This window comes from Pseudogulbenkiania sp. NH8B, from assembly GCF_000283535.1.
GTDB classification, from domain to species: domain Bacteria; phylum Pseudomonadota; class Gammaproteobacteria; order Burkholderiales; family Chromobacteriaceae; genus Pseudogulbenkiania; species Pseudogulbenkiania ferrooxidans.
The window spans coordinates 4,122,501-4,135,358 of the sequence record NC_016002.1; the positions used below are offsets into that span (position 1 = coordinate 4,122,501).

The following is a 12,858-nucleotide window of genomic DNA, read 5'->3' on the forward strand; positions in this document are numbered from 1 at the left end:
GCCGCTCTGGCCGGTGGAGATCAGCATGAAGCTGTCGTTGGTGGAGGTGTCGCCGTCGATCGAGATGCAGTTGAAGGTGAGGTCGGCGACTTCCTTGACCAGCTGGTTGATCATCGGCCGGGTGATGGCGGCGTCGGTGGCGATGAAGCCCAACATGGTGGCCATGTTGGGGTGGATCATGCCGGCGCCCTTGGAGATGCCGGTGATCGACACCTTGTGGCCGTCGATGTCCAGCGCGCGGCTGGTGGCCTTGGGCGCGGTGTCGGTGGTCATGATCGCTTCGGCGGCCTCGGCCCAGTTGGCGCTGCGACGCTTGGGCAGCGCGGCGATGATCTTGTCGGCCGGCAGCGGCTCGAGGATGACGCCGGTGGAGAACGGCAGGATCTGCTCCACGGCGCAGTCGAGTTCGGTGGCCAGTGCCTGGCAGACGGCGAGCGCGCGCTGGCGGCCGTCTTCGCCGGTGCCGGCGTTGGCGTTGCCGGTGTTGATCACCAGCGCGCGGATTTGCACGCCGGCGTCGAGGTGGGCCTTGCTGATCTGCACCGGAGCGGCGCAGAAACGGTTCTGCGTGAACACGCCGGCGACGGTGTTGCCCTTGTCGAGGCGGATCACCAGCACGTCCTTGCGGTCGGCCTTCTTGATGCCGGCTTCGGCCACGCCGAGTTCGACGCCGGCGATGGCGGCGAGCTGTTCGGGCTTAACGGGGTTCAGGTTGACGGGCATGTTGGGTTCTCCGGAATTGTAAAGCCAATGGCCAGGATGCAGGCTTCAAGTGTACTGGAATCAGTCGTCGCTCTGCGACGCCTCGTTGAGGATGGCGAGCAGGGCGTCGCCGTAACGCGCCAGCTTGAGTTCCCCCAGGCCGTAGACGCGGCCGATCTCGACGCGGCTGGCGGGGCGCTTCTCCACCAGTTCGCGCAGCGTCTTGTCGGAGAACACGGCGTAGGCCGGCACGTTGTGCTCGTCGGCCATGCTTTTGCGCCAGCGCCGCAGCATCTGCCACAGCCGCTCCTCGCGCTCGGTGCGCAGCCAGCGGTCGGTGTTGGCGCTGCGGCTCTTCTTGTCGTCGGCGAGCGGGCGCAGGTAGACCTTCTGTTCGCCCTTGAGGATGGCGCGGCAGCCGTCGCCGAACACCAGCGACTGGCCGCGCGCGATGTCAACCTGCAGCAGCTTCTTGGCCACCAGCTGGCGGATGATCGAGCGCCAGCCACGCTGGTTGAGCTCGCGCCCGATGCCGAAGGTGGAGAGCTGGTCGTGGCCGAAGGCGGTGACGCTCTGGTTGGCGCGCCCGAGCAGCACGTCGATGACGTGGCTGGCGGCAAAGCGCTGCTCGACGCGGTAGATGCACGACAGCAGTTTCTGCACCGGCAGCGTGGCGTCGAAGGTGACCGGCGGATTGAGGCAGTTGTCGCAGTGGCCGCAGGGGGCGCTCTGTTCGCTGAAGTGGGCCAGGATGTGCTGGCGGCGGCAGGCGGCGGTTTCGCAGAAGGCGAGCATGGCGTCGAGCTTGGACAGTTCGACCTGCTTTTGCAGCGCCGCCATCTCCGAGCCTTCGATCATCTGCGTCAGCTGCACCATGTCGTTGAGGCCATAGCACAGCCAGCTGGCGGCGGGCAGGCCGTCGCGGCCGGCGCGGCCGGATTCCTGGTAGAAGTTTTCCGGGCTCTTGGGCAGGTCGATGTGGGCGACGAAGCGCACATCGGGCTTGTCGATGCCCATGCCAAAGGCCACCGTGGCGACCATCACCACGCCGTCCTCGCGCAGGAATTCGCGCTGGTGGCGGTCGCGCACCTCGTGCCCGAGCCCGGCGTGGTACGGCAGGGCGCGGATGCCGTTCTCGACCAGCCATTGCGCGGTGTCTTCGACGCGCTTCCTGGACAGGCAATAGACGATACCGGAGGCACCGGGGTAGTCCTGCTGGATGAAGGCCAGCAGCTGCTTCTTGGCGTTGTGTTTTTCCACCACCTGGTAGAACAGGTTGGGTCGGTCGAAGCTCGACAGGAACACGCGGGCTTCGGCCAACCTCAGGTAGTGCAGGATGTCGGCGCGGGTCTGCTCGTCGGCGGTGGCGGTCAGCGCGATGCGCGGCACCGCCGGAAAGCGCTCGGCCAGAATGCCGAGTTGCTGGTATTCGGGGCGGAAGTCGTGCCCCCAGTGGCTGACGCAGTGCGCCTCGTCGATGGCGAACAGCGCGATGCGGAGATCGTTCAGGAGCTCCAGGAAACGCGGCGTCAGCAGCCGCTCGGGCGCGACGTAGAGCAGGTCGAGCGTGCCGGCGCGCGCCTGGCGCACGATGTCGCGCGCCTCGTCGGGCGCGGTGGCGGAATTGAGGCAGGCCGCGGCCACCCCCAGCTCGGACAGCGTCGCCACCTGATCCTGCATCAGCGCGATCAGCGGCGACACCACGATGGCGACGCCCTCGCGCAGCAGCGCCGGGATCTGGTAACACAGCGACTTGCCGCCGCCAGTGGGCATCAGCACCAGCGCGTTGCCGCCGCCGCCGACGTGGGCGACGATCTCGGCCTGCTCGCCGCGGAAGGCGGGGTAGCCGAAAACGGTCTGGAGTAGGGCGTGGGCGTCCGGCATGAGGGGCAAGAATCGGAAGAAGGCGCCATTGTACGGCATGCTCCGGGCCGCGTCGCGCGCCGGACGGGCAAAAAAGAAGGCCACCGGGGACGTGGCCTTGAAGGGGCAATATCACAATGCAGAGGAAATGCTAATGCCGGGGATGAGACGCAGCCCCGGCGGCGAAGTTCCCGCCGGCGTCGCCGGTTGGCCGAAGCGCACACGCTGTGCGACACTGCCGGGGTATATCCGGAGGTTCCCCATGTTTTACCGTGTGTCCCTGCTGACCGTGACGGCCGCCCTGCTGACCGCCTGTGCCAGCACCCCGTCCGCGCCCCCGCGCAAGCCGGCCCAGCTGCGCCCGCAGCCGACGCCGAGCACGCCGCAGCAAGCCAATGCCGACTGGCACAACCTCGGCGTCTCGCCCAACGGCAATATCCTGAACGAGATCGACAAGCTGTCGCTGCGCCGCCAGGGTTCCGTGGTAACCTTCCGCGACAAGAAGACCATCTTCAACATGAAGAAGGAAAACTTCCTGTCGACGCCGCGCCACAAGTATTCGATCAATACCTGGCAGATCGACTGCGCGAGCCGGACCTTCCGTCTGACCAGTGTCACGCTGTTCGACGAAAACAGCCGTCTCGTCGCCAGCTACCTCTATAATGACAGCCAGATAAAACCGATGCCGGTGGTGCAGAATTCGGCCAGCTACCAGCAAATGCTGTTTGTTTGCGGTGGCGCTCAGCCCCTCTGAGCGGCCGACGGCGCACCCGCCCGGCTCCGAACAAGGATTAGCCATGGGCGCCATACGCCGTGTCGTCTTCAACCAGAAAGGCGGGGTGGGCAAATCCACCATCGCCGTCAACCTCGCCGCCGTGGCGGCCCGCGCCGGTCGCCGCGTGCTGGTGATCGATCTCGATCCGCAAGGCAACGCCAGCCACTACCTGCTGGGCGCCACGGCGGCCGACGGCGCGCCGACGCTGGCCGACTTCTTCCAGCAGATGCTCAACATCAGCCTGTTCGGCAAGACGCCGCAGGAATTCGTGGTGCCGACACCGTTTCCCGGCCTGTCGCTGATGCCCTCGCACCCGGAACTGTCCGAGCTGATGGGCAAGCTGGAATCGCGCTACAAGATGTTCAAGCTGAAGGAGGCGCTCGACCAGCTCGCCGCCGACTACGACGAGATCTGGATCGACACCCCGCCCGCCTTGAACTTCTACACCCGCTCGGCGCTGATCGCCGCCGACCGCTGCCTGATCCCGTTCGACTGCGATGCCTTCTCGCGCCAGGCGCTGTACAACCTGATGGGCAACACCGACGAAATCCGCGCCGACCACAATCCCGAGCTGCACATCGAGGGCATCGTGGTGAACCAGTTCCAGCCGCGCGCCAGCCTGCCGGTGCGGCTGGTCGCCGAGCTGAAACAGGAAGGCCTGCCAGTGCTGGACGCGCCGCTGTCGGCCTCGGTGAAGATTCGCGAATCGCATCAGGCGGCCCAGCCGATGGTGTTCTTCGACGCCCGCCACAAGGTGTCGCAGGAATTCGAACGGCTCTACCAGCATCTGAATTCACGCTGACCCAGGGCGACGGACATGCGCCGGATCACCCCGCCCCGCCTTGTCCTCCTTACCGGCCTGCTGCTGATGCTGCTGCTCTGCGGCGAAGCCTGGCTGCTGGCCGACAGCCGCCGTCAGCAGCAGCTCGAGCACGATCAGGCCAGTGGCCGGGTCTGGCTGCAGGCCGTGGCCTGGCAGCTGCAGGCCAGGCTCGACCACGCCCGCCTGCTGGCGCTGCAGACCAACCATGACATCTCCCCGGCCGGGCTCGACGAGTGGCTGGGGACGCTGCGCCAGCAGGACGACGGCTATACCGAGGTGGCGCTGGTGGAGCGCATCACCGCGGCACAACGCCCGGCGCTGGAGGCACGGCTCGGCCAGCCCATCCGCGACCACGCCGGCGGCCAACAGCCCCCCGCCCCGCCCCGCCCGTTCTACTATGTACGGCTGTTGCTGGCCGGCACGCCGGACAGCCAGCAACGCATCGGCGTCGACCTGGGGGCCCGCGCCGACTGGATGCCGACCTTCGAGAGCGCGCTCAACACCCAGCGCCCGCGGCTGCACGTGACGGCGGCCCAGCCGGCATCGCCGCCGCGGCTGGACATCGTCAGCCCGCTGCCACAGCAGACGCGCGTGCTGCTGCTGCGACTCAACCCGTCGGCGCTGCTGAATTCACCGCTGACGGATGGAACGGCCCCCGTCAGCCAGCTGCGGCTGGTGGCCTGGCAGGAACAGCAGCCCGGCACGCCCTTTCTCGACAGCCACCCCGGCCATCCCCTGCCCGCCTCCGCACCGCTGCAGGCACGCACCCTCACCCTGGGCGGCATGACGCTGCAGTATGCGGTGTTCGCCCAGAGGGACCCGGCGCTGGCGCTGCAGGACCACGATCTGCTGGTCCTGATGCTGTCGGCGGCCGGGGCGCTGTGCCTGCTGATTTACCTCTACCGCCTCGGCCACAGCAACCTGCAGTTCCGCCACGCCCTGCTGGTGAAGCATGACCAACTGATGGAAAGCAACCGTTCGCTGCACCGTCAGCTGGACGAACACCGCCGCGCCGAGCAGGCGCTGGCCGACAGCGAGGCGCGCCAGCGCGCCATTCTGGAAGCCAGTTCCGACGCCATCCTGCTGCTGGAAAGCGACGGCACGGTGCGCGCCGCCAACGCCGCGGCGGCGCGGCTGATCGGTCGGCACGACGAGTGCCTGCCTCATCGGCAGCTGGCGAGCCTGTTCCCCGACTGGGTCGACCCGGAGCGCCACCGGCCGTTCGGCCAGATCGCGGCCGAACACGCCGGCGCGCCGTTCGAGGCGCAGCTGCGGTGCGAGGATGGCAGCCGCCTGCCGGTGGAGCTGACGCTGAGCCAGGTCGACCAGCCCGACGACACCTGCTTTCTGCTGGTTTGCCGCAACATCCGGCAGCGCAAGGAGCAGGAGGCGGCCCTGCTGGCGCTGAAGAACACCCTGGAGGGCCAGGTGGAACAGCAGCGCCAGCAGCTCGCCGCGCTGCTGGACGCCAGCCCGCTCGCCATGGCCTACGTCGCCGACCACCGTTTCAAGCAGGTCAACCGCGCCTTCCTGGAGCTGTTCCGGCTGCCCGCCGACGACGTCGTGGAGCAGCCGACCACGCAGATCTTCGAGTCTATTGAGCAATGGCAGCGGCTGGTGCGCCTGCTGTACGGCGTGCTGTCGCAGGGGCAGGTATGCCAGCAGGACCTCCGCCTGCGCGACGGCGACGGCGGCACCCTGTGGTGCCAGCTCTACGGCAAGGCGCTCGATCCGGCCCTGCCGGGGCTGGGGTCGGTATGGATCTTCCAGGACATCTCGGCGCAACGCACCACCGAGGCCGCTTTGCGCGAGGCCAAGACCCTGGCCGAGGACACCAGCCGCGCCAAGACCGAATTCCTGGCCAATATGTCACACGAACTGCGCACCCCGCTGCACGCCATCCTGGGCTTTGCCGAAATGGGGGAGCGGCGCAGCACCAGCGACAATACCCCCAAGCAGCAGCACTATTTCGAGCGCATCCACCGCAGCGGCAAGCGTTTGCTGACACTGCTGAACGACCTGCTGGACCTGGCCAAGATGGAAGTGAAGCGCATGGAATTCCAGATGATGCCGCAGGACCTGCTGCGCTGCGTGTACGAGGCACGGGAGGAAATGCTGCCGATGGCAGCAAAAAATGGCATCGACATTATACTGAAAGCGGACAGCCTGACGCTGCCGGCGGTATTCGACCCGCTGCGCATCGGCCAGGTGATGCGCAACTTGCTCGCCAATGCCATCAAGGTCAGCCCGCCAGGCGGCGTCATCACGGTGCATGTCGCCCCCCGCGCCGACGCCGACGGCATCGACCGGGTCGAGGTGGCGGTGACCGACCAGGGGCCGGGCATTGCCGACGACGAACGGGAGCCGATCTTCGACAAATTCGTGCAGGGCAGCGCCACCAAGACCGGCGCCGGCGGCAGCGGGCTCGGCCTGTCCATTTGCCGCGAAATCGTGCTCGCCCACGACGGCGAGATCAGCGCCGGGAACGCCGACGGCGGCGGCGCCATTTTCCGCTTCATCCTGCCACGCTGGCCCAGGCCCGCCCCACTCGGAACGGAGCATGATGGAACACACGCTACTCTTGGTTGACGACGAGCCGTTCAGTCTCGAACTGATGAGCGAACTGCTGGAAAGCGACGGCTACAAGACGGTGCAGGCCGACAGCGGCGAGGAAGCCTGGGCCCGCCTCGAGGCCGAGCACGAACGCTTCTGCGCCGTGCTGCTGGACAAGATGATGCCCGGCCTGAACGGCATGGAACTGCTGGCCCGCATCAAGGAGAGCCCGGACATGGAGAGCCTGCCGGTGATCATCCAGTCCGCCTTCGGTTCGCCCGGCAGCATCCAGCAGGGCATGAGCGCCGGCGCTTTCTTCTTCCTCAACAAGCCGTTCTCGCGCGACATGTTGCTGGCGGTGGTCAAGGCGGCGGTCGACCACTGGGACCGCCAGCTCTATTTCCGCGAAATGGGCCTGCACCAGGAAGGCACCATGATGCTGCTGCAGGAGGCCGAATTCACCCTGCGCACACTGCAGGAGGCGCACGCCGTGACGGCGTTACTGGCGCGCGCCTGCCCGGTGCCGGAGCGGGTCGCCAGCGGCCTCTACGAGCTGATCGCCAACGCCGTCGAACACGGCAACCTGGGGTTCGGTTTCCAGGACAAGCAGCGCCTGCTGGCCGAGGAGAGCTGGGACAGCGCGCTGCAGGCCCGGCTGTCCGACCCGGCCTACGCCCAGCGTCAGGTCAGCGTGCGCTTTCGCCGCAGCGCCGAGGACATCACCTTCACCGTTTCCGACCAGGGCCGGGGCTTCGACTGGCAGTCCATCCTCAACGCCGGCCCGGCGGCGCTGCTGCGCCCGCACGGCCGCGGCATCCTGCTGGCCAAATTGAGTTCGTTCGACCACCTCGAGTACTGCGGGGACGGCAACCAGGTCATCGCCCGGCTGCGGCTGTGACCTCGTCGTCCCCGGCCTCCGCACGCTCCCTCCAGTAGCGCGGCGCCTGGCGCCGGAACGCGCCGATGGCGAGCGTCTTCCCCAGTTCGATCTGCAGTGCCCCAAACTGGTCGGTGCGCAGCACCCCGGCCCCCTGCGCCCGGTAGCGCGCCAGCGTCTGCGGGTGCGGATGGCGGTAGCGGTTGCGATAGCCCGCGCTGAACACGCCCCAGTGCGGCGCCGCCGCCTGCAGCAGTGCCTCCCCCGAGGCGCCGCGGCTGCCATGATGCGGGGCCAGCAGCACGTCGCTGGCCAGCGCCCGGCCGTAGCGCGCCGCCAACGCCTCTTCCTCGCGCCGGCCGATATCGCCGGTCAGCAACACCGCCCGGGTCGGGGTCGCCACGCGCAGCACGCAACTGTGGGCGTTGTCCTCCCCCGCCAGCCCGGCCGGCGGCCACAGCACGTCGAAGCGAATCCCGTCCCAGGCCCAGCTCTGCCCCGGCGCACAGGGCACGGCATCGTCGCGCAGCCCGGCCAGCGACGCGGGCTGACCGGCCCAGACCCGCGTCACCGGCACGGCGACCAACAGGCCCGACGCGGCGCCGTCGTGATCGCTGTCGTGGTGCGACAGCATCAGGGCGTCGAGACGCCGCACGCCAAGGCCGGCCAGCTGCGGCAGCAGCACACGCTCGGCCTGCCCCGGCCCGGTGTCGTACAACAGGTCGTGGCGCGCGGTCTGCAGCAGCACCGACAAGCCCTGACCGACGTCGAACACCTGCACCCGCAGCGTCCCCTGCGCCGGCCGCGGCGGGCTGTAGAGCAGCGCCGGGGCCAGCAGCAGCGCACCGAACCCCCGCAACGGCATGCCGCGCGGCGCGATCAGCCACAGCGACCCCAGCGCGCCGAGCGCCAGCAGCGGCCACGGCAGCCCGGGGAGAGACCACGACGGCAGCAGCGCGAGCCGGTCCACCCCGTAGAAGAAGCCTTCGGCCAAGCTGGCGGTCAGGTGCAACAAGGCGTCGAACGGCAGCGCCACCGCCAGCAGCGCCAGCGGGGTGAGCAAGGCCGAGATGTAGGGAATGGCCACGGCGTTGGCGAGCGGCGACACCAGCGGCAGGCTGCCGAAAAACAGCGCCAGCGGCAGCAGCGACATCACCAGCGCGGCCCATTGCCCGGCCAGCGCCGCCCGCAGCTTGCCGGGCGGGCGGCGGCGCGCCAGCGTCGCGGCCATCAACGCCGCCACCAGGCCGAACGACAGCCACAGCCCGGGCGCCAGCACCGCGAACGGATCGACCAGCAGCACCACGGTCAGCGCCAGCCACCATACCTGGAACGGCGTGTAGGCGCGGCGCGAGGCCAGCAGCAGCGCCGCACAGGCGAGCATGAACAGGGTGCGCTGGGTCGGCACCGAGAAACCGGCCAACAGCGCGTAGGCCAGCGCCGCCAGCACGGTGACGGCGGCGATCACCAACCGCGGCGGCACACGCAAGGTTGGCCGAAGACGCAACCAGCCGGCCGCCAGCGCCGCGGCCAGTCCGGCGACCATGGTGATGTGCAGGCCGGAGATCGAGACCAGGTGGGTCAGGCCGGTGTGCGCAAAGCGCTGCCACTCCTCACGCGCGATGGCCTGCTGCGCGCCGACGGTGAGCGCGCCGATCAGCGCCGCCTCGCGCGTGTCGCCCAGCACCTGCTGGATGCGGGCCTGCACGGCGGCGCGCAGGCGGTCGATCGCAGCCAGGACATCGTGCGCATCGTCCAGCCGCACCGCCCCCTTGCCGATCGAGCCGCTGGCCAGCAGCCCTTCCGACCACATCCACGCCTCGCCGTCGAAACCGAACGGGTTGGCCGTGCCGTGGCGCGCCTTGAACCGTGCCGTGAGCCGCCAGCGGCTGCCGGCCGGCCAGTCGCCACCGCGGAAATCGCTCAGCTGCACCCGGGACGGCAGGCGCGCGCCCGGCGTCAGCACCTGCTCCACCTCGGCGTTCAGCCGCACGCCGTAGTCGCCCGGGTCGGGCAGGCCGCGCACCACGGCGACGAATTCCACCGGCCGCCCTTCCCACGGCGGCGCCAGCGCTTCGGCCAACCTGAGCTCGGCACGCCAGCCGGCATAGCCGAGCCCGGCCAGGGCGCATACCAGCCACAGCGCGGCCTGGCGACGACGGCCGTCGAGGCGCCAGGCCAGCACGGCGGCCCCCGCCAGCGCCGGCCATAGCCAGCGAGCGTCGGGCAGTTCAGGGAGGAAGGCGCACAGCGTGATGCCGGCGCAGAAGGCTGCGATCGGGAGCATTGCGCCATTTTATGTTTTTGGCATGGAAACGCTAAGACCACGCGGTTGCCGCTGATCGCGCCTTGCCGTATCTTCGCCGCGTCGTTCCCCGGAAACCGTCCATGACCCCCACCCCGCTGTACTGCGCCGAGCCGGCGCGCCGCGACACCGCCCATCGTCTTGCCGAGCGCTTCGCGCTGCCGCTGGTCACCCGACGCCCCGAGTCCGGCTACTGGCTGGAGCTGGGGCCGGAACGGCTGGAGCTGCTCACCAGCGGCAAACACGGCGCGGTGTACGCCGAGTTCGTCGAGGGCGCGGCCAAGCACCGCCGCGAGCAGGGTGGCGGGCGCGGCCAGCCGGTGGCCAAGGCGATCGGCTTGAAGGGCGCCAAGGAATTGCCGCGCGTGGTCGACGCCACCGCCGGTCTCGGTGGCGACAGCTTCGTGCTGGCCAGCCTGGGCTGCGAAGTGACGCTGCTGGAACGCTCGCCGGTGGCGGCGGCCCTGCTGTTCGACGCGCTGGAGCGCGCCAGCGTCGACCTCGACACCATGGACATCGCGCGGCGCATGACGCTGGTGCACGCCGACGCCATCCAGTGGCTGGCGGCGCAGGCGGAACGGCCCGAGGCGGAACGGCCGCAGGTGGTGTTCGTCGACCCGATGTTCCCCGACACCGACAAGAAAAGCGCCGCCGCCAAGAAAGGCATGCAGGCGTTTCAGCAGGTGATCGGCGACGACCTCGACAGTGCCGCGCTGCTGCAGGCCGCCATCGCCGCCGCCACGGTGCGGGTGGTGGTGAAGCGGCCGCAGCGCGGCCCGGTGATCGAGGGCGTGAAGCCGTCGGCGGTGCTGGAGGGCAAGTCCACCCGCTTCGACCTCTACGTGATCAAGGCGCTGCGGCCGCAGGGTTAGGCTGCCGCCACCGCCCCGCGTGGCACTCCCCCCGGGCGGCACCCACATGCGTTACACTCCCCGCCCCATGGCCCACGCCGACCAGCCTGCCTGCCAACGCGCCGGCAGCTCTGTGCCCGCCACCTGTCAAACCCCGATCTGGAGCTAGCCGATGTCTGTTTTTGCCGTTGAATTCAAGGTGCGCGATTACGAATGCGATATGCAGGGCATCGTGAACAACGGGGTGTACTTCAATTACCTGGAGCACGCCCGCCACGAGTTTCTGCTGGAAAAAGGCATCGATTTTGCCGAACTGGCGCGCCAGAACATCAACCTGGTGGTGGTGCGCTCGGAACTGGACTACAAGGCGTCACTAACCAGCGGCGACCAGTTCACGGTGACGGTGGCGTTCGAGCCGGTGTCCAAGGTGCGCTTCGGCTTCCGCCAGCAGGTGATCCGCCAGGCGGACCAGAAGGTGGTGCTGGAAGGGCTGATCATCGGCACCGCCATCAACGAGCGCGGCCGTCCGGCGATCCCCGAGCAGTTTGCCGCCCAGCTGGGGGCGTGAGCCGGCCCCGATGCCCGGCGTGCAAGCAACACCGGGCAACGAGCAAGCTAGCCGACACCGCTACACGAAGCGGCGCTGCAGTTGCAGCAGCAGCCCCACCGCCAGCGCCACCAGCAGCAGCCCCCGGAAGAAATCCTGCCCGGCCAGCAACACCAGCTGGCCGGATGCCAGCTCCGGCGCGCGCACGGCGTGCAGCGCGCTGCGCTGCTGCAGCAACACGGTGCCCAGCAGCAGGCCGACGGCGTTGGCCACCTCGCGCATCGCGTTCTTGACCTGGTAGGCGTGGCTGAACACCCGCTCTTCCACCTGGCTGAAGGTGCTGGCCGCCGCGGTGCCCAGCAGGAACGGCATGAACACCCCGTTGAGCAGGAACACCGCCAGCCACAGCGGCCACCCCGTCGTCGCCGGCTGCTGCCGCGCCATCAGCCCGGCGAAGGCCGCCAGCAGCACGGAGCCGACGAGCAGGAACCGGCGCAGATGGGGCCAGCGCAGCATCAGCTTCAGGTGCAGCACGGCGAACGGCATCGCGGCCAGCCCGGTCAGCCCCAGCAGCCAGCCGCATTGCGCCAGGCTCAGACCGAGCCCCTCGGCCAGGAACAGCGGCAACACGTAGCTGCACGACGACACCACCAGGTAGCCGAAGCCGTACACCGCCATGCCCCACAGGTAACGCTCGCTGGTGAAATGGCGGTAGGGTACCAGCGGCGTGGGGCGGCGCCATTCGTGCCGCCAATGCAGCACCAGCAACGCCAGCGCCAGCAGCCCGGCGCCCCACAGCAGCGGACCATGCGTCCACGGCTCGAAGCGGGCGCGCTCCAGCACGAACTGCAGCAGGAACACCCCGCCCGCCAGCAGCAGCATGCCCCACGGATGCGCCTGGTCCGGCCGCTCGTTCTCCACCGGCTCGTGCTCCGGCACGGCATGGCGCACCACCCCGTCCACCAGCCATACCAGCGGCAGCATCGCCCAGAACAGCGCGCGCCAGTCGAAGGCCGCCAGCAGCGCCCCGGCCAGGATCGGCGCCAGACCGGAGCCCAGCATGATGCCGAAGGGCAGGAACAGCAGCGCCGGCAGGCGCGCCGGCCCCTGGTAATGCAGGATCTGCACCCGCGACGCGGTGAAGAACGCCGCCCCGCCCAGCGCCTGCACCATGCGCGCGGCGATGAAAGCGCCGGCGTTGGGCGACAGCGCGCACAGCACGGCGCCGGCGCCGAACACCCACAGCGACAGCCGCAGCAAGGTGCGGTAGCCCAGCCGCTGCACCCACCAGCGGTGGCTCAGGATCATCAGCACCGCCACCGCCGCGTAGCAGGCGGCGGCCAGGCTGAACTGCTGCGGCGAGGCCTGCACGCCGTGACGGATGGCGGCCGAGCCGAACGCCACCATCACGCTCTGCAGGTATTCCAGCAGCACGATCACGGCGATGGCGACGTGGTGCAACGAGTAACGCGGGGCGATGAGGGCGGCAGACGGCATGGCGGCACCAGCAACGGCGAGGCAAAACCCCATTATCGGCAGCGGCCGTACTATCATGGAAATCG

Annotated in this window: 10 protein-coding genes (1 of these 10 cut by a window edge); 6 read left to right on the top strand and 4 right to left on the bottom strand. The window is 69.1% G+C overall.

The features are described 5' to 3' along the window. Positions 1 to 723, bottom strand: the 5' portion of a protein-coding gene (gene argJ, locus NH8B_RS19105) for a bifunctional glutamate N-acetyltransferase/amino-acid acetyltransferase ArgJ (protein WP_014088712.1). The gene continues 495 nt to the left of window position 1, outside the view; 723 of the gene's 1,218 nt are visible here — the first part of the coding sequence; the start codon lies at positions 721 to 723; the stop codon falls past the left edge of the window. A gap of 60 nt (positions 724 to 783) precedes the next feature. Continuing rightward, the gene (gene recQ, locus NH8B_RS19110) at positions 784 to 2,586 is read right to left on the bottom strand and encodes a DNA helicase RecQ (protein WP_014088713.1); all 1,803 of its coding nucleotides are present in this window, start codon (positions 2,584 to 2,586) and stop codon (positions 784 to 786) included. Positions 2,587 to 2,827: 241 nt separating this feature from the next. On the opposite strand from recQ, the gene NH8B_RS19115 reads away from it, so the two are divergent. From NH8B_RS19115 to NH8B_RS19130, 4 genes are read left to right on the top strand one after another with little or no spacing between them, the layout of a single operon-like run. Continuing rightward, positions 2,828 to 3,319, top strand: a complete 492-nt coding sequence (locus tag NH8B_RS19115) for a surface-adhesin E family protein (protein WP_014088714.1) — start codon at positions 2,828 to 2,830, stop codon at positions 3,317 to 3,319. A 52-nt stretch (positions 3,320 to 3,371) separates the two neighbouring features. Then, on the top strand, positions 3,372 to 4,142 hold the full coding sequence (locus NH8B_RS19120) for a ParA family protein (RefSeq protein WP_041703653.1): 771 nt from the start codon (positions 3,372 to 3,374) through the stop codon (positions 4,140 to 4,142). 15 nt (positions 4,143 to 4,157) lie between these two features. After that, positions 4,158 to 6,752: a sensor histidine kinase gene (locus tag NH8B_RS19125; RefSeq protein WP_014088716.1), complete on the top strand. Its 2,595-nt coding sequence runs from the start codon at positions 4,158 to 4,160 to the stop codon at positions 6,750 to 6,752. Next, a complete protein-coding gene (locus NH8B_RS19130) occupies positions 6,724 to 7,614 on the top strand; it encodes a response regulator (RefSeq protein WP_041703166.1) in 891 nt (296 codons plus the stop codon). The genes NH8B_RS19125 and NH8B_RS19130 overlap by 29 nt, the downstream gene beginning before the upstream one ends. On the opposite strand, the gene NH8B_RS19135 is transcribed toward NH8B_RS19130, so the two are convergent. Continuing rightward, entirely contained in the window at positions 7,592 to 9,880 is a 2,289-nt protein-coding gene (locus tag NH8B_RS19135) for a DNA internalization-related competence protein ComEC/Rec2 (RefSeq protein ID WP_014088718.1), read from the bottom strand. The two genes, NH8B_RS19130 and NH8B_RS19135, sit on opposite strands and share 23 nt — an antisense overlap. Positions 9,881 to 9,981: 101 nt before the next feature. On the opposite strand from NH8B_RS19135, the gene NH8B_RS19140 reads away from it, so the two are divergent. Both NH8B_RS19140 and NH8B_RS19145 read left to right on the top strand, forming a co-directional pair. Continuing rightward, complete coding sequence (locus NH8B_RS19140; protein ID WP_014088719.1) at positions 9,982 to 10,770, top strand: class I SAM-dependent methyltransferase; 789 nt, start codon at positions 9,982 to 9,984, stop codon at positions 10,768 to 10,770. Positions 10,771 to 10,921: 151 nt separating this feature from the next. Further along, positions 10,922 to 11,317, top strand: coding sequence for an acyl-CoA thioesterase (locus NH8B_RS19145; protein ID WP_008955899.1), 396 nt, complete (start codon positions 10,922 to 10,924; stop codon positions 11,315 to 11,317). 60 nt (positions 11,318 to 11,377) lie between these two features. Here the strand turns inward: NH8B_RS19145 and NH8B_RS19150 are convergent, their stop codons facing one another. Beyond that, positions 11,378 to 12,793 carry an MFS transporter gene (locus tag NH8B_RS19150; RefSeq protein ID WP_014088720.1) on the bottom strand — a complete coding sequence of 472 codons (1,416 nt, stop codon included), beginning with the start codon at positions 12,791 to 12,793 and terminating at the stop codon, positions 11,378 to 11,380. Between the last annotated feature and the right edge of the window lie 65 nt (positions 12,794 to 12,858).

Bases quoted from the DNA above. Each gene is read 5' to 3' on its own strand.
- NH8B_RS19140 (WP_014088719.1), top strand. From the start codon at position 9,982: ATGACCCCCACCCCGCTGTACTGCGCCGAGCCGGCGCGCCGCGACACC.
- NH8B_RS19145 (WP_008955899.1), top strand. From the start codon at position 10,922: ATGTCTGTTTTTGCCGTTGAATTCAAGGTGCGCGATTACGAATGCGAT.
- recQ (WP_014088713.1), bottom strand. From the start codon at position 2,586: ATGCCGGACGCCCACGCCCTACTCCAGACCGTTTTCGGCTACCCCGCC.
- NH8B_RS19115 (WP_014088714.1), top strand. From the start codon at position 2,828: ATGTTTTACCGTGTGTCCCTGCTGACCGTGACGGCCGCCCTGCTGACC.
- NH8B_RS19135 (WP_014088718.1), bottom strand. From the start codon at position 9,880: ATGCTCCCGATCGCAGCCTTCTGCGCCGGCATCACGCTGTGCGCCTTC.
- NH8B_RS19130 (WP_041703166.1), top strand. From the start codon at position 6,724: ATGATGGAACACACGCTACTCTTGGTTGACGACGAGCCGTTCAGTCTC.
- NH8B_RS19125 (WP_014088716.1), top strand. From the start codon at position 4,158: ATGCGCCGGATCACCCCGCCCCGCCTTGTCCTCCTTACCGGCCTGCTG.
- NH8B_RS19150 (WP_014088720.1), bottom strand. From the start codon at position 12,793: ATGCCGTCTGCCGCCCTCATCGCCCCGCGTTACTCGTTGCACCACGTC.